The organism is Rhodanobacter panaciterrae (genome assembly GCF_014651895.1).
Taxonomy (GTDB): domain Bacteria; phylum Pseudomonadota; class Gammaproteobacteria; order Xanthomonadales; family Rhodanobacteraceae; genus Rhodanobacter; species Rhodanobacter panaciterrae.
In genome coordinates, this window is record NZ_BMXT01000004.1 from 14,351 (window position 1) to 34,056 (window position 19,706).

22 protein-coding genes are annotated in these 19,706 nt (G+C 64.7%); 12 read left to right on the forward strand and 10 right to left on the reverse strand.

All coding sequences use genetic code 11. The features are described from left to right. The first annotated feature begins 67 nt into the window (after positions 1 to 67). Complete coding sequence (wrbA, locus tag IE071_RS14310) at positions 68 to 664, forward strand: NAD(P)H:quinone oxidoreductase (protein ID WP_189442129.1); 597 nt, start codon at positions 68 to 70, stop codon at positions 662 to 664. Further along, a complete protein-coding gene (locus tag IE071_RS14315; protein WP_189442130.1) occupies positions 661 to 1,014 on the forward strand; it encodes a DUF2069 domain-containing protein in 354 nt (117 codons plus the stop codon). The genes wrbA and IE071_RS14315 overlap by 4 nt, the downstream gene beginning before the upstream one ends. Positions 1,015 to 1,074: 60 nt before the next feature. On the opposite strand, the gene IE071_RS14320 is transcribed toward IE071_RS14315, so the two are convergent. Next, positions 1,075 to 1,860, reverse strand: coding sequence for an acyl-CoA thioesterase (locus tag IE071_RS14320; protein WP_189442132.1), 786 nt, complete (start codon positions 1,858 to 1,860; stop codon positions 1,075 to 1,077). Positions 1,861 to 1,962: 102 nt separating this feature from the next. Here IE071_RS14320 and IE071_RS14325 point away from each other — a divergent pair, with 102 nt between their 5' ends. Then, complete coding sequence (locus IE071_RS14325) at positions 1,963 to 3,603, forward strand: acyl-CoA dehydrogenase family protein (protein ID WP_189442133.1); 1,641 nt, start codon at positions 1,963 to 1,965, stop codon at positions 3,601 to 3,603. A 124-nt stretch (positions 3,604 to 3,727) separates the two neighbouring features. Further along, positions 3,728 to 4,219 carry an asparaginase domain-containing protein gene (locus IE071_RS14330; protein ID WP_189442134.1) on the forward strand — a complete coding sequence of 164 codons (492 nt, stop codon included), beginning with the start codon at positions 3,728 to 3,730 and terminating at the stop codon, positions 4,217 to 4,219. A gap of 116 nt (positions 4,220 to 4,335) precedes the next feature. Here the strand turns inward: IE071_RS14330 and IE071_RS14335 are convergent, their stop codons facing one another. Together IE071_RS14335 and sufT are read right to left on the reverse strand one after the other, a co-directional pair. Next, positions 4,336 to 6,492 (reverse strand): M4 family metallopeptidase, encoded by a 2,157-nt coding sequence (locus IE071_RS14335; RefSeq protein ID WP_189442135.1) that lies wholly within the window; start codon positions 6,490 to 6,492, stop codon positions 4,336 to 4,338. Positions 6,493 to 7,031: 539 nt separating this feature from the next. Continuing rightward, positions 7,032 to 7,589 (reverse strand): putative Fe-S cluster assembly protein SufT, encoded by a 558-nt coding sequence (gene sufT / locus IE071_RS14340; RefSeq protein ID WP_189442136.1) that lies wholly within the window; start codon positions 7,587 to 7,589, stop codon positions 7,032 to 7,034. A 227-nt stretch (positions 7,590 to 7,816) separates the two neighbouring features. Between sufT and IE071_RS14345 the strand changes: the two genes are divergently transcribed. Then, positions 7,817 to 8,269, forward strand: coding sequence for a hypothetical protein (locus IE071_RS14345; protein WP_189442137.1), 453 nt, complete (start codon positions 7,817 to 7,819; stop codon positions 8,267 to 8,269). Position 8,270: 1 nt separating this feature from the next. Here the strand turns inward: IE071_RS14345 and IE071_RS14350 are convergent, their stop codons facing one another. Next, positions 8,271 to 9,749: an NAD(P)(+) transhydrogenase (Re/Si-specific) subunit beta gene (locus tag IE071_RS14350; protein ID WP_189442139.1), complete on the reverse strand. Its 1,479-nt coding sequence runs from the start codon at positions 9,747 to 9,749 to the stop codon at positions 8,271 to 8,273. Beyond that, positions 9,749 to 10,054: an NAD(P) transhydrogenase subunit alpha part 2 gene (locus tag IE071_RS14355; RefSeq protein ID WP_189442140.1), complete on the reverse strand. Its 306-nt coding sequence runs from the start codon at positions 10,052 to 10,054 to the stop codon at positions 9,749 to 9,751. The genes IE071_RS14350 and IE071_RS14355 overlap by 1 nt, the downstream gene beginning before the upstream one ends. Before the next feature lie 150 nt (positions 10,055 to 10,204). On the opposite strand from IE071_RS14355, the gene IE071_RS14360 reads away from it, so the two are divergent. From IE071_RS14360 to IE071_RS14370, 3 genes are read left to right on the forward strand one after another with little or no spacing between them, the layout of a single operon-like run. Beyond that, positions 10,205 to 10,789, forward strand: coding sequence for an RNA polymerase sigma factor (locus IE071_RS14360; RefSeq protein ID WP_189442141.1), 585 nt, complete (start codon positions 10,205 to 10,207; stop codon positions 10,787 to 10,789). Then, a complete protein-coding gene (locus IE071_RS14365) occupies positions 10,786 to 11,202 on the forward strand; it encodes a hypothetical protein (RefSeq protein ID WP_189442142.1) in 417 nt (138 codons plus the stop codon). Before IE071_RS14360 ends, IE071_RS14365 begins: the two co-directional genes overlap by 4 nt. Next, positions 11,202 to 11,735, forward strand: coding sequence for a DUF3106 domain-containing protein (locus tag IE071_RS14370; RefSeq protein ID WP_189442143.1), 534 nt, complete (start codon positions 11,202 to 11,204; stop codon positions 11,733 to 11,735). Before IE071_RS14365 ends, IE071_RS14370 begins: the two co-directional genes overlap by 1 nt. Positions 11,736 to 11,781: 46 nt before the next feature. On the opposite strand, the gene IE071_RS14375 is transcribed toward IE071_RS14370, so the two are convergent. Beyond that, positions 11,782 to 12,888 (reverse strand): NAD(P) transhydrogenase subunit alpha, encoded by a 1,107-nt coding sequence (locus IE071_RS14375; RefSeq protein WP_189442144.1) that lies wholly within the window; start codon positions 12,886 to 12,888, stop codon positions 11,782 to 11,784. A gap of 137 nt (positions 12,889 to 13,025) precedes the next feature. On the opposite strand from IE071_RS14375, the gene cdd reads away from it, so the two are divergent. The 4 genes from cdd to IE071_RS14395 all read left to right on the forward strand — a co-directional run bounded on the left by cdd (position 13,026) and on the right by IE071_RS14395 (position 15,646). Next, on the forward strand, positions 13,026 to 13,442 hold the full coding sequence (gene cdd / locus IE071_RS14380) for a cytidine deaminase (RefSeq protein WP_189442145.1): 417 nt from the start codon (positions 13,026 to 13,028) through the stop codon (positions 13,440 to 13,442). Positions 13,443 to 13,496: 54 nt separating this feature from the next. Next, a complete protein-coding gene (locus tag IE071_RS14385; protein WP_189442146.1) occupies positions 13,497 to 14,066 on the forward strand; it encodes a nitroreductase family protein in 570 nt (189 codons plus the stop codon). Further along, the gene (locus IE071_RS14390) at positions 14,054 to 14,968 is read left to right on the forward strand and encodes a 5'-3' exonuclease (protein WP_425503471.1); all 915 of its coding nucleotides are present in this window, start codon (positions 14,054 to 14,056) and stop codon (positions 14,966 to 14,968) included. The genes IE071_RS14385 and IE071_RS14390 overlap by 13 nt, the downstream gene beginning before the upstream one ends. 93 nt (positions 14,969 to 15,061) lie before the next feature. After that, positions 15,062 to 15,646 (forward strand): NUDIX hydrolase, encoded by a 585-nt coding sequence (locus IE071_RS14395; protein WP_189442149.1) that lies wholly within the window; start codon positions 15,062 to 15,064, stop codon positions 15,644 to 15,646. Between the two features lie 22 nt (positions 15,647 to 15,668). Here the strand turns inward: IE071_RS14395 and IE071_RS14400 are convergent, their stop codons facing one another. The 4 genes from IE071_RS14400 to IE071_RS14415 are packed head-to-tail and all read right to left on the reverse strand — an operon-like array spanning position 15,669 to position 19,584. Then, positions 15,669 to 16,721, reverse strand: coding sequence for a TMEM43 family protein (locus tag IE071_RS14400; RefSeq protein ID WP_189442151.1), 1,053 nt, complete (start codon positions 16,719 to 16,721; stop codon positions 15,669 to 15,671). Then, positions 16,721 to 17,593, reverse strand: coding sequence for an MBL fold metallo-hydrolase (locus IE071_RS14405; RefSeq protein ID WP_189442152.1), 873 nt, complete (start codon positions 17,591 to 17,593; stop codon positions 16,721 to 16,723). Before IE071_RS14405 ends, IE071_RS14400 begins: the two co-directional genes overlap by 1 nt. A 9-nt stretch (positions 17,594 to 17,602) precedes the next feature. Further along, positions 17,603 to 19,327, reverse strand: a complete 1,725-nt coding sequence (gene ggt, locus IE071_RS14410; protein ID WP_189442154.1) for a gamma-glutamyltransferase — start codon at positions 19,325 to 19,327, stop codon at positions 17,603 to 17,605. Further along, positions 19,324 to 19,584 carry a YfhL family 4Fe-4S dicluster ferredoxin gene (locus tag IE071_RS14415; protein WP_189442156.1) on the reverse strand — a complete coding sequence of 87 codons (261 nt, stop codon included), beginning with the start codon at positions 19,582 to 19,584 and terminating at the stop codon, positions 19,324 to 19,326. Before IE071_RS14415 ends, ggt begins: the two co-directional genes overlap by 4 nt. Positions 19,585 to 19,706: the final 122 nt, after the last annotated feature.

Here is a 19,706-nt window from a genome sequence, read left to right on the forward strand (position 1 = left end):
GGCGTGACGGCAACATCGGCGGCATCACTCGTTACACTAGCGCATCGCCACTGAATGCCCCAAATGCATGGACATCCTCGTTCTGTACTACAGCCGCAGCGGCCACACCGCCCAGATGGCGCGGCTGATCGCCCGCGGCATCGAGGAAGTCCCCGGCATGCGTGCACGCCTGCGCCAGGTGCCCCCGGTGGCGCCGGTGACTGAAGTGGCACAACCGCCCGAACCCGAGGACGGTGCGCCATACGTGCAGAAACAGGATCTGCTTGATTGCATCGGACTGGCCATGGGCAGCCCCACCCGCTTCGGCAACATGGCCGCGCCACTGAAATATTTTCTCGACTCAACCGGCGCCGAATGGGCCAGCGGCGCACTGGTCGGCAAACCCGCCGCCCTGTTCACCTCGACCAGCACCATGCACGGCGGCCAGGAATCCACCCTGCTGACGATGGCGCTGCCGCTGCTGCATCACGGTATGCTGCTGCTCGGCGTGCCGTATACCGAGCCGGCACTGACCGCGACGCAGAGCGGTGGCACGCCGTACGGCGCCAGCCACGTCGCTGGCGCCAAGGGCGACAACCCGATCAGCGAGCATGAACGCGAACTGGCCCGCGCGCTGGGCCGCCGGCTCGCCGATACCGCACGCAAGCTGGCGGCTGGCGCATGAGCGCTCGTGTCGCCCTGCCGACGGAACAACAGCTGGGTCTGCTCGCCTGGGCCGCATTGGTCGTACTGCAACTGGTCTGGTACGCGTGGCTGTTCCCTCCGCAGACCATCCCCGTATGGCTGGTACTGACGATCACAGTCGTGCCACTGCTGCTGCCCTTGCTGGCGATCCGCGATCCGCGCCGTGCACTGCTCTGGGTCGGCATCCTCAGTCTGTTCTATTTCTGCCACGGCATCGCCGAAGGCTGGAGCTCGTCCAGCGAACGCTGGCTGGCACTGATTGAGATCGTGCTGACCTTGCTGCTGATCGGCACGCTGGGTGCCGGCGTCAAGCGCAAGCAGCGCAATTAGCTTGCTACTGAAGCAGCAAAGGCAGTCAGAGCAAACACCTGCGCACGATCACCCACTGCCTCACCCGAACACCACCATGTTCTGCCGGCTCAGCGCCACCGGCTCGCCGTGCGGTCCCCACAGCATCACGCTCTGGTTGGTGTAGCCGTCGCGGGCAGCGATCAGTTGGGCGTCGACACGCCAGTCGTCCATGCCCAAATCGTCGTAGCGGTCGCGCAGCAGCTCGATCATCCAGGTGAGCGAGCTGCCGGGGGTTGGTACATCGAACATCGACAGTGCGATCGGCGGGATGAAGTCGGCGAAGGCGAGCACGTGGGTTTCGTCGGGTTGGCTGTCGTCGCGCAAGGAAAGCTGCAGCACGCTGTCGCGCTGGCTGCCACCGCCGAATGGCAGGTCACCTCGCAACCAGCGTGCTCGGAAGTGCTGGGTGAAGGCAGGCATCTGGCCTTCGACGTAGCGCAGTTCCTTCGATGTCGCAGCCACGATGGGCAACTGCTCAGGCTGGAAGTTAAGCGCCGAGGGACGCGCGCTGCCGAACACGCCGACCAGACGGCACAACGTTTGATCGCCATCGCACAGACTCGCCTCGACCTGGATCACGCTGCGACCTTCGCGCAAGCGTTGCGCACGAATGGTCACGCCACCGGCCGGCACCGGCGCGACGAAAGTCACCTGCAGGGTGCGCAGCGGCATGTCCGCCGGCACCAGCTCGCGCATCGCGTGTAAGGCGAGCGCCGCCTGCAGCCCACCGAACGCGCTGCGCCCCTGCAACCAGTCCTCGCTCACCGTGGCCTGCCAGTGATCGCCCTGGCGCGTCACCGTCTGCATCGCTTCGGAGAATCGCATCGTTCGCCCCGCGCCCATCGAATGGCCTCCGATGATGCCAGTACGGCGAGCCGAATGCGCGCATGCCTATACTCGACATCTTGAATCCGGATGGAGATCGCCATGGCCTTCCTGCAGGATCCACCGCGACTGCCGCACCCGTATCGTAGCGATCGCTCGCTGCTGGCGTTGCTCGATCGCGCACTTCCAGCCGACCGGCGTGCGGCGCTGGACACCGATCTCGACGCGATCGGCGATTACGCGCAGATGGCATGGCAACGAGCATGCACCACGACGCGACGCAAGCCGGTGCTGACGCAATGGGATGCGTGGGGACAACGCATCGACCGCATCGAGCTGACGCCGGCGTGGCAGGAAGGCGCGGCGATGACGACGCGACATGCGGTGCTCGCCGCCGGTCATGGCGACAGCGAGCATGCGCGACTGGAAGAGTTCGCCCGCATCTATCTGTATCACTTGGCCAGCGAGTTCTATACCTGCCCGCTGGCGATGACCGATGGAGCCGCCACCGCGATCAAGGCATCCGGCAATCGTGCGCTGATCGAACGCGCGTTGCCGCATTTCCTCAGCCGCGACGCTTCGACGTTCTGGCTCAGCGGCCAGTGGATGACCGAGAACACCGGCGGCTCCGATGTGGGCAGCACCGAAACCGTTGCCCGCCAGGACGCCAGCGGCCAATGGCGACTCTATGGCCGCAAGTGGTTCAGTTCGGCGGTGGTCGGCGAAGCCGCATTGGCGCTGGCGCGGCCGGAAGGCGCAGGCACCGGCACCGCCGCGCTGGCACTGTTCTATGTCGAGACGATGGATGGCGAGCGACGCAAGCCGGAACTCGTCATCGATCGCCTGAAGGACAAGCTCGGCACACACGAACTGCCCACGGCGGAAATCCATCTCGACGGGCTGCCCGCGTGGCCACTGGGCGAACTCGCCCACGGCGTGCGTCAGGTGGCGCCGATGCTCAATGTCACCCGCACATGGAATGCGATCTGCGCGATTGCCAGCATGGCGCGTGCGATCAGCCTGGCACGCGACTACGCGACGCGGCGGCAGGCATTTGGCCGTCCGTTGATCGAGCAGCCGCTGCATGCGCAGACACTGGCCGACATGCAGGCCGAATTCGAGGGTGCGTTCGCGCTGGCGTTCGAGGTCGCGCACCTGCTTGGCCGCGTCGAACATGGCGCCGCTGCCCCGCATGAAGCCGCGCTGCTGCGTCTGCTCACTCCACTGGCCAAGTTGTGGACCGGCAAGCTGGCGGTGAAGTTGTGCTCGGAAGCGCTGGAGTGTTTCGGCGGCGCCGGTTACATCGAGGACACCGGCCTGCCGCAGCTGCTACGCGACGCACAGGTGTATGCGATCTGGGAAGGCACCACCAATGTGCTGTCGCTGGACAGTCTGCGTGCGCTGGCCGGCGACACATTCGCCGCGTTGCGTACAGCCAGTGCCGCGTGGCTGGACGGCAACGACGACATGCATGCGGCCAGTGCGATCCGACAGACGCTGGATGCAGCTGCACGCTGGCTCGACCAGCACGCGGCCACACGCGATATGCTGGAAGCCGGCGCACGCGGCCTTGCCATCTCCCTGGCGCGTTGCGCAGCGGCGGCCTTGCTGGCACGGCAAGCCATCTGGTCAAACAGGCAAGGCAATCCACGTCCTGCCGCGGCGCTGCAACGCTTCGTCGGCCACGGCCTCGATCGACTGGTGTCGCCGGACACCGGCAACACGGCACTGCTGCTGGGCTGACCATCCTTTCGCAGGATTCCACTTGCGCGGCGATGCTCTCTGGCGCGTTGCAAAGACATCATCGCGGCAAGCGCTCCACGCGTGCACGGGCTAAAATGCCCCGTCCCCCTCTTCGGCCACCCGCATGCAGCATCTGACCATCGTCACCACTGGCGGCACCATCGACAAGATCTATTTCGACGACAAGTCGGATTACAAGATCGGCGCGCCACAGATCGGCGAGATCCTCGGCCAGCTCGGCGTGGCGTTCCAGTTCGACGTGATTCCGATCCTGCGCAAGGACAGCCTGCACATGGGTGCCGAGGATCGCGCGCTGGTGCGCTCGACGATCGAGGCCCAGCCGCATCGCCATGTGCTGGTCACCCACGGCACCGACACCATGGTGGAGACGGCGAAGGAACTGGCAACCATCAAGGGCAAGGTGATCGTGCTGACCGGTGCGCTGAATCCCGCGCGCTTTCAGGGCTCCGATGCGGTGTTCAATATCGGCTGTGCGGTGGCCGCGGTGCAGACGCTGCCCGATGGGGTCTACATCACCATGAACGGTCGCGTGTGGGATCCGGCGAAGGTGCGCAAGAACCGCGACGCCAATCGTTTCGAGGAAGCGGCCGGCTAGTCACTCCGCTCTGCTTATTCTGTCGAAAGAAGAAGGCCCGGTCACAGCGACCGGGCCTTCCGCATTACGACTGGCTGCAACTGAAAGAGCGGATCATCCCTGATCCGCTGCGGGGCTTACCAGGTGGCTTTCAGCGACACCCCGGAGAACGCCGTGTAACCGCGCAGCTTGATGTAGTACGTGGCGGCTGCCGGCGCGTTGAACGTGCAGGTTTCCGCGTTGCCACTCACGTACGGACGGCAGTCGTAGCTGGTCGTGGTCGGCGCCGAACCCTTCTTGACGTAAAGATCCGCGTCACCCGTACCGCCCGAGCTTGCGATGGTCAGCGTAGTGCTGCCAGCCGGCAGGACCACGGTATAGCTCAGTTCCTGGCCCGCGGCACCTGCCTGGCCGGTTACCGGCACGCCGTTCTGCAGACCGCTGCCGCCACCACCGCCACCTGCGGTGTAGGACGCCTTGACCGTGACACCGGAGTACGCGGCATAGGCGTGCGCCTTGATGTAGTACTTGCCGGCACTCGGCGCGGCCACAGTGCAGCTCTCGGCATTGCCGCTCTTGTACGGACGGCAGTCATAACTGCTGGTGGTCGGTGCGGAACCGAACTTGGTGTACAGGTCGGCATCGCCGGTACCACCGGAGATCGACATCACCAGGTTGGTGGCACCGGCCGGGACGGTGATGAAGTAGTCGTTGTCGGCACCCGTCGCCGCTGCCACGCCGGTGACGCCAACGTTGTTCTGCAGCTCGGTAGTGGTACCGCCACCGCCGCCGCTGCCCGGACAGGTCACGCCGACGCCAGTGAATGCCGCGATCACATCATTCGCGTTGTAGCCCAGATCGGTCGCCGCCGATTCCACGCCGCAAGCACCGGAGTTGAAGGTCGAGGTTGCCGTCCAGTACGACTTGTTCGCCAGCGCATAGACCTGGAACGCCTTCTTGACATCCCAGCCGGTGGTCTTGGCCAGCAGGCAAAATGACTTGTTGTAGACACCGCTGGAGTAATGCACGTCGAGACTGGAGGTGTAATTGGCCGCGTTGTCGATCGAGCCGCCATCCTGCGTCGGGTTGCACATGTAGCGCAGCGCGTCGCCGATGCCGGCACTGGTCTTGACGATATCGCGCCCGACCAGGAAGTCGGCGGCACCACGGTCATAGAATTCGGCCGCTTCGCCGGCAATGTCCGAGTAGGCCTCGTTCATGCCGCCGGACTGGCCGGTGTAGGCGAGGTTCGAGTTCTGCTCGGTGTAGCCGTGACTGATCTCGTGGCTGGTCACGTCCAGCGACACCAGCGGGTAGAACGTGCTGGCGCCGTCACCGAAGTTCATCGCGGTGCCGTCCCAGAACGCATTCTCGTAGTTGCTCTTGTAGTGCACGTTCATGCGCAGCTGCATGCTCAGTGGCGCCGCCCCGGTGTAGGCCACGTACATGTCGTGCACGACGCCACCGAAATGGTGCGCGTCATTGACCGGCGAATAGGCGCCGTTGATCGCATCCGTGTCGCTGTTCGGGCAGGTGAAGCTGACCACCGAACCGCCACTGGTGCCATGGTTGAGGTTGTAGGTCTTGACGTTGGTGTTGACCAGCGTGCAGGTACTGCCGGACTGGGTCACGTCGAGCGCGGCGTAGTTGGTTCCGTAGATGTATTTGCCGGTCTTGGTGTTGCCGCCGGGGCCGGTCGCCGAGGCATCGGTCAGACCGTCCCAGCTCATGATGACTGCACCGGTATTCGCATCGATGATCGCGGTCGGACGGGTCGGGTTCGCACCATTGACGAAATAGGAGGTGCGATAGACCAGCCGGGCCGGGCCGTTGTCCTGCGGATACACGAACAGGTCGGCCTGCTGGTTGTTCATCGTCTCGCCGCCGGCCAGCATGGTGTGTGCGTGCCCCTTGAGCGCGACGATGGCGGCAGTCGGCGTCAGCTTTGGCGTAACCGAAGTCAAATCCAGTTGCACGTTCTGCAACAGCTCGCCGGTGGCGCGCAGCGCATTGCCCTGCGCATCCTGCACCACCGCAATGCTGCGGCCGTAGACCGGCACGCCGCGGAACATCTGTTGCTGACGCACGACATGATGACCACCGGCGATGGCCACCGAGCTGCGCGCCGCCAGCGTCGTGTCCTGACCGAGGTTCAAATGTGCGGCCAGTGCATTGGCAGGCACCGCACCGAGATTCTGTGCGTGCAGGGTCTGCGTGGTGGCAGCGGTCGCTGCCGAGGCGGTAGCCATGCCGATCGCGGCAACCAGCAGTTTCAGACGGAAATGGTTGGGCATTCAAAACTCCTAGACAAGATTTCGGGGACAAACAGGCCCGATGCGGCCATGTGGACCCCATGCAAGAATTGCCGTGCAGGACACGGCCCCTTAGTTCTTTAGCTGTCTAGCGATCCCAAAATACGTCCCGGTTCGGCTGCCATTCCCCCTGGCATTCCCTGCAAGGGCAGCGCGTGGACGCGTAGCTGCAAGACGGCGAGCACGCCGCCAAAGGATCATCCGTCAACCTCCCCGGCGACGAATGCGAACACGTTATTACTTGCGATTCGGCGCAGCCATCTGATTTTTTCCTACGCCGGGTGACGACAGTCACAGCACGAAGCATCCGCAAGCTCGCGATGCGCATAGCGCACAACAGCCGTCCGATGCGGGCCACGCCACGCGGAATGGGGCTTTGGCCGCGTCGATCAATCACCAGGGTTGTCGTTTGTCACGAGACAAATCGATCACATAATCTTGCGTTGACGAAACACAAGGTCGCCATTGCATCGCATGAGATTACGTCTTGCTGTCGCGCTGGTTGCGCCCGCGTGGCGGACTCAGAGCATGCCCGTCTCGAGCTTGGCAGCGTCGGACATCATCGAATGGCTCCATGGCGGATCGAACACCAGGTCCACATCCGCTTCGGCGACGGTGGGAATCATTTCCAGCTTGGTCCGCGCGTCGTCCACCAGGATGTCGCCCATGCCGCAGCCGGGCGCAGTCAAGGTGAGCTTCACATAGACCTTGCGCTGACCCGATTCGGTCTGTTCCAGACTGAGGTCGTAGACCAGCCCCAGCTCGACCACATTGACCGGAATCTCCGGATCGAACACGGTGCGCAACTGATCCCACGCCAGTTTTTCCACATCCGCATTGGTGGCATCGGCGGCTACCTCGATCGGCGCCGGCGGTTCCTTGCCCAGCGCGTCGGCATCCTTGCCGGCGATGCGGAACAGGTTGCCTTCCACGTAGACGGTGAAACTGCCGCCCAGCGCCTGGGTGATGTAACCGATCTGGCCGGCGGGAAGGCTCACCACATCACCTTGCGGCACCATGACGGCACTGCAATCACGCATCAGGGTGAAGGGTTCGCTGCTCAGACTGAAACCACTCATACCACTCGCCAATCCTGTATCTGCGGGCGCGACTACGCGTCGAACCCAGGTTGTGCATTATGCCGCCCGCCGCGCGGTCCCGCTTGTCCCAGATCAGGCCGGAATCATGGAACTCAAGGGAATGCCGCCGTGCGCTTGGCGCCGTCGTCGGCCGGCATCACGTTATGATGGCTGCTTTGCCTGATGGACCAACGCATGTTCCCAGCCGCCCTGCCGTGTCGTCGCCGATGAGTGTGCGCAACGTATTGCTGTTTGTGTTCGCGCTGTTCAGCGCCGCCATGTTGGGACTGGCCGCCGGCGCGGTATGGATGGTCGCTACGCTGTATCTGCGTCATCCGCTGCCATGGCTGGCGCTGCCGATCGGTGCACTGCTGGCCTGGGCCATCCGCAGCTTTGTACGTCCAGCGGGCGTCGGTGCCGCGCTGTTGGCGGCATGGGGCACGCTGCTGGCGGCAATCTACGTCAACATGTTGATCGTCGGCATATTGATCGCCGGCAACATGGGCATGGGCCTGATCGATGCCATGCGCACGGCCGGTGCCGGCATGCTGTGGCAGCTGGCACGCATGGCGTTGTCGCCGCCGGATATCGGCTATACCGCACTGGCCACGCTACTGGCCGCATGGCTGGCCTGGCGCGCACCACGCAAGCGTGCGCGCGCCATCGCCGCTGACAAATGACTCAGGCGTCGATCGCCTTCAGCTCCGTCACCAGCTCGCCCACCGCGGCCTGACCGTCGCCGTACAACATGCGCGTGTTGTCGGCATAGAACAGCGCATTCTCGATGCCGGCAAAGCCGGTGCCCTTGCCGCGCTTGATCACGATTACGTGCTTGGCCGCACTCACGTCGAGAATCGGCATGCCGTAGATCGGCGACGCCGGATCGGTCTTGGCCAGCGGATTGACCACGTCGTTGGCGCCGATCACCAGCGCCACGTCGGTGGCTGGAAACTCCGGGTTGATGTCATCCATGTCGGCGATCAGGTCGTACGGCACGCCGGCCTCGGCCAGCAGTACGTTCATGTGGCCGGGCATACGCCCCGCCACCGGATGGATCGCGAATTTCACCTTCACCCCACGCTTGATCAGCAACTGGGCGAATTCCCACACCTTGTGCTGTGCCTGCGCCACCGCCAAGCCGTAACCGGGCACGATCACCACGCGCTCGGCATAGGCCATCATCACCGCCGCATCTGCCCCATCGATCGGCTTCTGCGCACCCTCGATCGCCTGCGCTTCGCCGCCAGCGGCACCGAAGCTGCCGAACAGCACGTTGCCGATCGAGCGGTTCATCGCCTTGGCCATCAATTGGGTCAGCAGCGTGCCGGCGGCGCCCACCACCATGCCAGCGATGATCATCGCCTCGTTGCCCAACACGAAACCCTCGAACGCCACTGCCAGTCCGGTGAACGCGTTGTACAACGAGATCACCACCGGCATGTCGGCGCCGCCGATCGGCAGCGTCATCATCAATCCGAACAGCAGCGCCAGCGCGAAGAACGCCACGATCAGCGCCAGGCTGGCATGACCGCCGGCCAGCGCGATGCCGATCAGCACCGCCGCAGCCAGCAACAACATATTGACCACGCGCTGCCCGGCAAACACGAAGCGCTTGTCCAGCCAGCCCTGCAGCTTGGCGAACGCGATCAGCGAGCCGGAAAAGCTCACCGCGCCGATCAATGCACCGAGCACACCCAGTCCCAGCTCCAGCGGCGACAGCAGGACCACATCCGCCACCGGCTGCAGCGCATTGATCGCCCAACTCTCCGGCCGCAATGGCGACGTATCCGGGATGCCTGCCGGATGCAGCAGTGCCAGATTGCGCACGTATCCGATCAGCTCGACCGCGCCTATCGCCGCCGCCGCACCACCGCCCATGCCGTTGTACAGCGCCACCATCTGCGGCATCGCGGTCATCGCCACGCGTTTGCCGCTCCACCACGCGGCACTGACGCCGATCAGCACCGCGGCGGCAATCAGTGGTAAGTGGTGCATGTCCGGCAGGAAGAACGTGGCCAGCACTGCCAGCAGCATGCCGTAGCCAGCCCATACGATGCCGCCGCGCGCGGTGCGCGGCGAACTCATGCGTTTCAGACCCAGGATGAACAGCAGCGCGGCGAGGAAATAACAGGCCTTGATCAACGTCGGCAGCCAGCTCATCAGTGGCTCCCCTTGCCGGCGTCCGGCTTGCTGGGCTTGAACATCTCCAGCATCCGCTCGGTCACCACGTAGCCACCGGCGGCGTTGCCCGCACCCAGCAGAACGCCGATGAAGCCGATGGTGATCTCGAACGGCGTCTGCGCGTGGCCTAGCGCAATCATCGCCCCAACCAGCACAATGCCGTGCACGAAGTTGGAACCGGACATCAGCGGCGTGTGCAGGATCACCGGCACCCGCGCGATGATTTCGTAGCCGGTAAACGCTGCCAGCATGAAGATATACAGCGCCAGGAAACCGTCGATCATGACCCCATCCCCTATGAAAGCCGCCCGCCAGGACGTCGTGTTTGCATCATACGGGTGCTGGTCAACCCGTGCGAGCCTGCCGCGTTGATTACGGGAACCGAACCGATGGAGCCTGGGGATGCGTCATCCGACGATGCTGACGAGGCGGCCATGAGCAGTGTGGCCGGCACGCTCGATGTTGAACTGCTGAGCGACACCCGTGAGACACCCGCCACGCTGGATGCGTTTCTGGCGCAGGTCGAGCGGCGCGCGTTCCGCATGGCCGAACTGCAGTTGCGTCAGCGTGAGGACGCCATGGATGCCGTGCAGGACGCCATGCTGCGGCTGGTCAGGCATTACCGCGACAAACCCGCGGCGGAATGGTCGCCGTTGTTCTGGGGCATCCTGCGCCGGCGCATCGTCGATCTGCAGCGCCGTCGCAAGGTGCGCTCGATCGTGGTGGGCTGGCTCGGTGGCGGCCGCGACGATGAGGGCGACGAGCTGCCCACCTGGGAGCCTGCCGACCCAGGCCCCGGCCCGCTCGACCGGCTGCACGATGTGCAGTCGTACGCCGACATGGCCGCCGCGGTCAGGCAGCTGCCGGGGCGACAGCGCGAGGCTTTCATGCTGCGCATGCTGGAAGGGCTGGATGTGGCGGAAACCGCACGCGCCATGGGCTGCTCCGAAGGCAGTGTAAAAACGCATCTGTCACGCGCAATGCATCATCTGCGCGATCAACTGGAGGACTGGCGATGACCTCGTCCGATAAGAATCGATCCGACAAGCATTTCGAACAGCGTGCCCGCAAACTCTGGCACGAGGCTGCCCAACATATCGATCCGGCGACCGCCGGGCGCTTGCGCGCAGCGCGTCGGAAAGCACTCGAGGCAACGCAGGCGCGGACCCACCACACCGTTCGCTGGCTGATCCCGACTGGCGCCTTCGCCGCGATCGCACTGGCCACGATGATGGTGTGGCAACCATTGCAGCAACGCCACGCAACCACGTCGATGCCGGTCAGCAGCGTGACCGATTCCACCGCGGATCTGGACAACGATCTGCCGCCGGACGCCGACAAGACCGATCCCAACCTCTACCAGAACCTCGACTTCTACGGCTGGCTAGCCTCCAGCAATACCGATGCCAGCAGCCAGCGGACCAACCAGTGATGAGCCGATCGTTCCGCATGCTGTCTTTGCTGTTTGCCGCACTGCTTGGCAGTGTCGTCGCGGCCGTACCGTTGCATGCGCAGGAAATACCCCCCGCCGAACGTGACATGCCGGCACCGCCGGCACGCCCATGGAGCAGCCTTAGTCCGGCTCAGCGCGACATGCTCTCGCCGCTGGCGCAGAAATGGGACGAGCTGCCGCCACGCCGACAGGCGAACATGCTGAAAAAGGCTGAGCACTGGAACACGCTTTCGCCTGAGAAGCGCGAGGAAGTCCGCCAGCGCATTGCACGCTGGCAGCAAATGACACCCGAGCAGCGCCAGCAGACGCGTGCGAATGTTAAGGAGTTCCGCCAGTTGCCGCCGGAACAGCGCGCGAAATTGCATGCAGCCTTTGAACGTTTCCAGCAATTGCCGCCGAAGCAACGTGAGCAGCTGCTCAACCAGTGGCATGCCATTCCTCCGGGCCAGCGCATGCGTTGGCTCAGGCAGAACGGTCATGCAGATTTGCAATCCGGTTCCGGCAAACCCTGACTTCCTCAAATGCCCCTCCTTGTGCGGGGCACTCTGTTTCAGCCGGTCAGGCGGTAAATCGAATCTCGCCAGCGTGGCTCAGACAGCTCTTGGCGACCAGCTCGTCATTGAAATCCGGCTGCAACGCACCGTCGTGCACCAGCAGCTCGACGAAATTGAAGACATTGCGCGCATACATCTCCGACGCATGCAGCGGCGCGCCAGCCGGCAGGTTCAGCGGCCCCAGGATCACCACGCCGCCATGTTCGACCCGCTCGCCCGGCTTGGTGAGTTCGCAATTGCCACCACCCTCGGCAGCCAGATCGACGATCAGTGCGCCCGGCTTCATGCCATCGACCATCGCTGCGGTGAGGATCTTCGGCGCGGGACGGCCCGGTACGGCCGCGGTGGTGACGATCACGTCGATCGATTTCAGATGTTCGGCCAGCGCCTGCTGTTGCGCGGCGCGCTCCTCCGCCGACAGCTCGCGCGCATAACCACCACTGCCGGCCGCACTGACGCCGAGTTCGAGAAACTTCGCGCCCAGTGATTCCACCTGCTCGCGCGTTTCCGGGCGGACATCGTAGCCTTCGATCTGCGCACCCAACCGACGCGCGGTGGCGATCGCCTGCAACCCGGCTACGCCGGCGCCGATCACCAGCACCTTGGATGGCCGGATCGTGCCGGCCGCGGTGGTCAGCATCGGGAAGAACTTCGGCGAAGCCTCGGCCGCGATCAGCATGGCGCGATAGCCAGCCACCGCCGCCTGCGAACTCAGCACATCCATCGCCTGCGCGCGAGTGGTGCGCGGCAGCAGCTCCAGCGAAAACGCGGTCAACTTGCGCGCGGTGAGCGCGGCGACGCGCCCGGTGGCGCCATACGGCCGCAGCTGACCAACCACCACGCTGCCCTCGCGCAAACCGACATATACGGCGTCGTCCGGCGGCAGCACACAGGCGAGCAGATCGGCCTGGGCCAGCACACCGGCAGCGTCGGCAAATTCGGCGTCGGCGTCGGCGTATGCAACGTCGGGGAAACCGGCGGCACGCCCCGCATCGTGTTCCAGCAGAACGCGCAAACCCTTGCCGCGCAGCTTCTTCGCCATCTCGGGCGTGATCGCCACGCGGCGCTCTCCAGCGGCGGTCTCACGCAAAGCGGCTACGGTGATCGGCATGGTGCAGTCCCCTCGACAGTGATTGGGACATCTTAGCGGCTTGCCGTACCGGTTTTGATCCGGGCCGGCCGAAAAGAGTAAGCTGGCCCGCCGGCACACGCGGCCCATGCTGTCCGGGGTCCTTGCCGGAGATCCCGATGCCCGTATCCACCACCACGTTCACCGACTTGCTTGCTCTGGCGCGCAGCGCGCGCAAACAAGCCTATGCCCCGTATTCGAATTTCCTGGTCGGCGCCGCGCTGCTGACCCGCGACGGCCGCCAGTTCAGCGGCTGCAATGTGGAAAACGCGTCCTACGGTCTGTGCAACTGCGCCGAACGAACCGCGCTCTTCAGCGCGATCGCTGCCGGCTGCCAACCTGGCGATTTCGTGGCTCTCGCCGTGATCGCCGATACCGACCATCCGGTCAGCCCCTGCGGCGCCTGCCGCCAGGTGATGTCCGAACTGTGCGACGACGCGATGCCTGTGCTGCTGGCCAATCTGCACGGCGCAACGCAGGAAACCAGTGTGGCCGCGCTGCTGCCGGGCTCGTTCAAGCTGCCGCTATCGGCCTGACGGTTGGCCGATCCGCCCGTTAGCATGGGCATCCCCACGTCGAAAGAGCGATCCATGCCCGCTGCCCTGTCCCTACTCCAGCAACGCCATTCCGTCCCCTCACGTCAGCTCGACGAGCCCGCACCAGACGAGGCGACGTTGCATGCTCTGCTGGAAGCGGCGATCCGCGTGCCCGACCACGGCAAGCTGGTACCGTTCCGGCTGATCCGCATGCAAGGCGGGGCAAAGTTGCAATTCGGCGAACGGCTGGCCGCGATCGCAATCCGCAACGATCCCGACATGTCCGAAGCCAAGCGCGAGAAGGAACGCCTGCGCTATACCTTCGCGCCGCTGGTGCTGGTCGTGGTGGCGCGGATCGACGCCGACAGCAAGGTGCCGGAGATCGAGCAGAAGCTGTGCGCCGGCAACGTCGCCTACAACATCCTGCTCGGCGCGTATGCACTGGACTTCGGCGCGCAATGGCTGACCGGCTGGGCCGCGTACGACCGTGAAGTGGCGGCGATCCTCGGACTGGCCGAACACGAACACGTGGTCGGTTTCGTGCATCTGGGCACGCCGCAGATCGAGGTGCCTGACCGCGATCGCCCGGCGCTGGCCGATCTGCTCAGCACCTGGGCGCCGTGAACACGACGGCAAGCGGACTTCCAGCCGTCCATCTGGTCGATGGCAGTCTGTATGTGTTTCGCGCCTGGCATTCGATGCCAGATGAGTTTTTCGATGCGGATGGCCATCCGGTCAACGCGGTGCACGGGTATACCCGCTTCCTGTGCGAACTGCTGGAACGGGCGCAGCCGGAGCACATCGCGGTGGCATTCGATGCCTCGCTGACCAGCTCGTTCCGCAACGCAATCTATCCGCCCTACAAGGCCAATCGCGAACTGCCACCACCGGATCTGGAGCGGCAGTTCGTGCAGTGCCGCGCGGTCACCGAAGCGCTCGGCATCCACCTGATGATCGATCACAGCTTCGAGGCCGACGACCTGATCGGCAGCACCGTGTGGAACCTGCGTGCACTCGGCTGGCGCAGCGTGATCGTCTCTGCCGACAAGGACTTCGGCCAGCTGCTGGGCGAACACGACGAGCAATGGGACTATGCCCGCAGCCAGCGCTGGGGGCCGGCCGGCGTGCACGAGAAGCTCGGTGTGCATCCGCATCAGGTCGCCGACTATCTCGCACTGTGCGGCGACGCGGTGGACAACATTCCCGGCGTGCCCGGCATCGGTGCGAAGACCGCCGCCGCCCTGCTCAGCCACTTCGGCAGCCTCGACATCCTGCTCGACCGCATCGACGAGGTGGCGTTCCTGCGTCTGCGTGGCGCCGCGACCTGCGCCGCGAAACTGCGCGAGCATGCCGAACAGGCGCGGCTGTATCGACGGCTTACCCGCATCGCGCTGGACGCTCCCGGCGCCAGCACGATCGAAGTGCTGCTGCGCCGACGCCAGCAGCCCGATCAGCTCGACAGCCTTTGCGAGCAGCTGCGCTTCGGCGCGTTCACCCGCAGTCGCCTGCGCGCGCTGCTGCGCTGAACCTCACAGACCGGATCATTCCACTCCCCCGGTTGTCGCTATCGACCGGACAGTTCAACATGGCCGCTGGTTTTTCTCGACACGCGATCACTGATGAACGATGCCAACCGCATTCCCGCCGACGCCAGCGCCCCGGTGGAAACCCTCTACGAAGGCCGCTGGCTGAGCCTGCGCAAGCGCGGCCGCTGGGAATACGCCGAGCGCAACAATCCCGGCGGCGCGGTGATCATCCTGGCGGTGACGCCGGACGACAACGTACTGTTCGTCGAGCAGTACCGCGTGTCGATCCTGCAGAACACCATCGAGATGCCGGCCGGTCTGGTCGGCGACGAGGTCGACCAGGCCGACGAGAGCGCGTTGCTCGCCGCGCAGCGCGAACTGGAAGAGGAAACCGGCTACCGCTGCGCACGAGTGGAATTCGTCCATTGCGGCCCGTCATCGTCCGGCATGAGCACCGAGATGATCACCTTTGCGCGCGCGTGGGAGCTGGAAAAAGTGGGGCCCGGCGGCGGCGACGAGACCGAGAACATCGTGGTGCATGAGGTACCACGCCGCGAAGCCGGCGCGTGGCTGTTCGCACGCGCGGCCGAAGGCTATTCGATCGACCCGAAACTGTTCGCCGGGCTGTGGTTCATCGAACACACCAACCTGCACCAGACTGCACACACCGCCGTCTGAACGTTGAATGCCGCCGACCGAATCAGGATTGCTTCGGTCGTATGGAGCCGCGGCGCAAGCGCCAGATCGCGATGCCGAGACCGAGCAACGTGACCGTCAGCCAGCCACACAGCATGCGCGTGTCACCACCCAGCCACAGCATGCTGGCCACGGCACCCACGACCATGGCACCCAGACCCAGCGCCAGCAGCACGTCACGCTGGTCGCGCTGTGCCACCAGCAACAGGAGCGCGCCCAGCGCGGCCAGCAGCACGGCCAGTATCTGCCGGATCAGTACGAACTCCGGCGGCACCGGCAGATCCGGAAACATGTCGAGCAACGGCACGTCACCCAGCTGCACGTAATAACCCTTGCCGTCGGCGGCCTCGGCTGCAGCCACGATCCGGTCGCCGCTTATCCGCCCGACAATGGTCAACTGCTGCAACGGAACTTCATCCCAGCTCACTCGCAGATCGCCCAGCCGCGGATCGCCCGGATGCGCGCTGGTCACCAGATAGTCCTGGTAAAGAGTGAAACTCGCCGCGAGATTTTCCGGCAATGATTTCGGATCCGGCGCGATCTGCTCCGAACCGGGCAGCGCGTGCAACATCACCGGCCCCAGCTTGAATCCGCCCAACTGCACCAGACCGGCATCGAACTGCTTGCCACTGATCGGGAAGCTGACGGGATTCGCGTGGCCGCGCGGGTCCTCGAAGTGGCTGGAATCCAGTGGCCGATCGACCCAGTCCAGCTCGTAATGGACACTGTCGCCGATACGTATCTCGCGCCACTGGAACATCTCCACGTGACGCACCAGCACTGGCGTGTTCACCTGCAGGTTGAACTCCGGGTCATGCGGCGCTTCCACCACGTTCGGCGTTCCGACAATGCGTGCCATGTAGCCGTGCTGGCCCGCCTGTGGCTGGGCATTCGCGTCGAGATCGATCATCTCGCCACCATGCCGACTGGCCGCTGCGCGATAGTTGAGCAGGCCACGCGCCGTCATCGCCACCAACCCGATGCCGGCCAGCACCAGCAAGGCGCCGGCTATATTCAGCAGCAGCCCGTGCAAGGACAGTCCCTTGCGCAAATTCATCAGCTCACTCCAGCCGATAATTGCAGTGATGCGCCATGCAGTCCGCCCTGCTCATCGGCCGTACCGAAACGGCCGCGCTCGTCGCGGGTCACCCGCGCCAGCGCACAGTCATGATCGTGGGTGAAGAAAAGCCGCACATCGCGCGCCAGCTTGTCCTCCAGAAACACCTTCTTCTCGTCGATCAGCTTCTCCGGCCAGCGGTCGTAACCCATGGTGATCGGCAGATGCACCCAGAACCGGCCGGGGATCAGATCGGCACTGAACACCACACCGCCAACTTCGGCCAGCATCAGGCCCGGTGTATGGCCGTCTGAAAAGCTGAAGCGCACCGACTTGCCCAGCGTCTGCGAATACTCGCCTTCGACCAGCTCCAGCCGGCCGCTGGCTTGCAGCAGCGGCTGCAGTTCGGGCACGAACGAGGCGCGATCGCGCGGATGCGGTTTCAGTGCCCGACGCCAATGCTCGGCACCGACCACGAAGTGCGCGTTCGGAAACAACAGGCGCAATGGTTGACCTTCCTCCCACGCCGCCAGCAAACCGCCGGCATGATCGAAATGCAGGTGCGACAACACCACCACGTCGATGTCTTCGTGCGACAGACCGACTTCGGCCAGCGACTCCAGCAGCACATGCTGCGACTCGACCACGCCATAACGCTCGCGCAGCGCCGGCTCGAAGAACGCGCCGATGCCGGTCTCGAACAACACGTTGCGGCCGCCAAGGTTCTTCACCAGCAGGCAGCGGCAGGCCAGCGGGATACGGTTCTCATCGTCCGGCTTGATCCAGCGCGACCACAACGCTTTCGGCGCGTTGCCGAACATCGCGCCGCCATCAAGCTGCTGCGAATTGCCGAGGAGGGAGAACAGTTCCATGGTCTGACCTTACTGCACCTTGCCCAGACCCGACGGTCGGCGCGGATCGCTGGCCGCATCGAGCTTGTTGGTCTTGCGATCCCAGGTCACCACGTTCATGAAGCCCCACGACTCGCGCTGCTTCAGCGTGTAACCCATTTTCGTCAGCGCCTCGCTGGTCGCCGGATCGAACGTACCGTCCTCAACCATCACCTCGTCCGGCAGGTACTGATGGTGGAAGCGCTTGTGCGCGGCGATCTGCTGTGCGCTCTCGCCGTCGATGAAGTGCAGGATGCCTTCGAGCACCTGGGTGATGATGGTCGAACCACCGGGCGAGCCGATCACCGCGGTGCGGTCGGCACCGATCACGATGCTCGGCGACATCGACGACAGCATGCGCTTGCCCGGCTCCGGCGCATTCGCCGCGCTGCCGAGCAGGCCGTAGACGTTCGGCTTGTTCGGCACCAACGCAAAGTCGTCCATCTCGTCGTTCAGCAGTACGCCGGTGCCCTCGGCGACGAAGGTGGAACCCATCGTGTAGTTCACCGTCGAGGTCACTGCCGCCATGTTGCCGTCGGCGTCGATGATCGAGAAATGGGTGGTGTGCATGCCCGGCTCTGGCGCCTCGGCGCGCGGCAGCATCGATGATGGCGTGGCCTTGTCCGGCAGGATGCCCTGGCGCAGGCCGTCGGCGTAGAACGGCGACAGCAGCATGTCCAGCGGCATCTTCACGAAATCCGGGTCGCCCAGATAATCGTTGTGGTCGCGGAACGCGCGGCGCATCGCCTCGACGATGTAATGCACCCGCTGCGCCTGATCCATCTTCGTCAGGTCGATGCCGGACAGGATGTTGAGGATCTCGGCGATCGCCACACCACCGGACGACGGTGGTGGCGCGGTAACGATGCGGTAGCCGTGATAGTTCACGGTGATCGGCGTGCGCTCCTTGGCCTGATAGCTGGCCAGATCAGCCAGCGTCCAGTTGCCGCCGGCCGCACGCACGGCGGCAACCAGCTTCTGTGCAGTCTCGCCATGATAGAAACCGTCGTCGCCGTGTGCGGCAATCAGCTCCCAGGTGCGCGCCTGATCCGGATCGCGCCAGATCACACCCTCGGCGGGCGGCTTGCCGTTCGGCAGGTACTTCGCTACCGACGCCGGCCAGCGCTCCAGGGTCTTCTGTTCCGCGGCGATCGAGCCACGCAGGCGTGCATCCGGCTGAAAACCGTCGCGGGCGATGCGGATCGCCGGCGCCAGTGACTGTTGCAACGGCAGTCGACCGTAGCGCTTCGCGATCAGCACCAGGCCAGCCGGCTCGCCCGGAATGCCGGCCGAGAGCGGGCCCTTCAGCGCGGCATCACGATTCGGGCTGCCGTCGGGGTTGATATAATCCTTGCGATTGACCGCCGCAGGTGCGGCTTCGCGGGCGTCGATGAAAACATCATGACCATCCTTCGCCCGATGCAGCACGGCCATGAAGCCGCCGCCGATGCCGGAGCTCTCCGGCTCCACCACTGACAGCGTGGAAGCGACCGCGATGGCCGCGTCGAATGCGTTGCCGCCCTTGGCCAGCACTTCGAGGCCGGCATTGGTGGCGAGGAAATTTGCGCTGGCGATTGCCGCATGACCCGGGCGCTGCTGCATCGAGGCGGAATGAGCCGTCGCGGCAGCCTTCGGCGTGCCGTCGGCCGCGAGTGCCGTACCACCAACCAGCAACAGGCTCAGCGACAGCACCCGCCAGTTCAGGGGAAAGTTCATGTGGCGGACTCCTGCGCCATCAGATGGCGGTATTTGAGATCGAGCTGCGCGGGCGACTCGACATGTTCGGGATCGCTGATGATGCATTCGACCGGGCACACCACCACGCACTGCGGTTCGTCATGATGACCAACGCACTCGGTACACAACGCCGGATCGATCACGTAAAACTCCTCGCCCAGCGAGATCGCCTTGTTCGGGCAAGCCGGTTCACAGACGTCGCAATTGACGCAGGTATCGAGGATTTTCAGGGACATGGCAGTCGATACTACATGCTGGGGAGTGACGCTTGGGGAGGGCGTACCGGCGCGCTGGCGATCTCACAGCGACCGGCCCCACACATCGCCCTCGCGCCGTGGCAACGAGGGCGACGATGCAA

Coding starts and splice junctions, on each gene's coding strand:
- cdd (WP_189442145.1), top strand. CDS start 13,026: ATGCCCGTATCCACCACCACGTTCACCGACTTGCTTGCTCTGGCGCGC.
- IE071_RS14415 (WP_189442156.1), bottom strand. CDS start 19,584: ATGTCCCTGAAAATCCTCGATACCTGCGTCAATTGCGACGTCTGTGAA.
- IE071_RS14330 (WP_189442134.1), top strand. CDS start 3,728: ATGCAGCATCTGACCATCGTCACCACTGGCGGCACCATCGACAAGATC.
- IE071_RS14325 (WP_189442133.1), top strand. CDS start 1,963: ATGGCCTTCCTGCAGGATCCACCGCGACTGCCGCACCCGTATCGTAGC.
- ggt (WP_189442154.1), bottom strand. CDS start 19,327: ATGAACTTTCCCCTGAACTGGCGGGTGCTGTCGCTGAGCCTGTTGCTG.
- IE071_RS14370 (WP_189442143.1), top strand. CDS start 11,202: ATGAGCCGATCGTTCCGCATGCTGTCTTTGCTGTTTGCCGCACTGCTT.
- IE071_RS14405 (WP_189442152.1), bottom strand. CDS start 17,593: ATGGAACTGTTCTCCCTCCTCGGCAATTCGCAGCAGCTTGATGGCGGC.
- IE071_RS14345 (WP_189442137.1), top strand. CDS start 7,817: ATGAGTGTGCGCAACGTATTGCTGTTTGTGTTCGCGCTGTTCAGCGCC.
- IE071_RS14315 (WP_189442130.1), top strand. CDS start 661: ATGAGCGCTCGTGTCGCCCTGCCGACGGAACAACAGCTGGGTCTGCTC.
- IE071_RS14395 (WP_189442149.1), top strand. CDS start 15,062: ATGAACGATGCCAACCGCATTCCCGCCGACGCCAGCGCCCCGGTGGAA.
- wrbA (WP_189442129.1), top strand. CDS start 68: ATGGACATCCTCGTTCTGTACTACAGCCGCAGCGGCCACACCGCCCAG.
- IE071_RS14365 (WP_189442142.1), top strand. CDS start 10,786: ATGACCTCGTCCGATAAGAATCGATCCGACAAGCATTTCGAACAGCGT.
- IE071_RS14350 (WP_189442139.1), bottom strand. CDS start 9,749: ATGAGCTGGCTGCCGACGTTGATCAAGGCCTGTTATTTCCTCGCCGCG.
- sufT (WP_189442136.1), bottom strand. CDS start 7,589: ATGAGTGGTTTCAGTCTGAGCAGCGAACCCTTCACCCTGATGCGTGAT.
- IE071_RS14355 (WP_189442140.1), bottom strand. CDS start 10,054: ATGATCGACGGTTTCCTGGCGCTGTATATCTTCATGCTGGCAGCGTTT.
- IE071_RS14385 (WP_189442146.1), top strand. CDS start 13,497: ATGCCCGCTGCCCTGTCCCTACTCCAGCAACGCCATTCCGTCCCCTCA.
- IE071_RS14320 (WP_189442132.1), bottom strand. CDS start 1,860: ATGCGATTCTCCGAAGCGATGCAGACGGTGACGCGCCAGGGCGATCAC.
- IE071_RS14360 (WP_189442141.1), top strand. CDS start 10,205: ATGAGCAGTGTGGCCGGCACGCTCGATGTTGAACTGCTGAGCGACACC.
- IE071_RS14375 (WP_189442144.1), bottom strand. CDS start 12,888: ATGCCGATCACCGTAGCCGCTTTGCGTGAGACCGCCGCTGGAGAGCGC.
- IE071_RS14335 (WP_189442135.1), bottom strand. CDS start 6,492: ATGCCCAACCATTTCCGTCTGAAACTGCTGGTTGCCGCGATCGGCATG.
- IE071_RS14400 (WP_189442151.1), bottom strand. CDS start 16,721: ATGAATTTGCGCAAGGGACTGTCCTTGCACGGGCTGCTGCTGAATATA.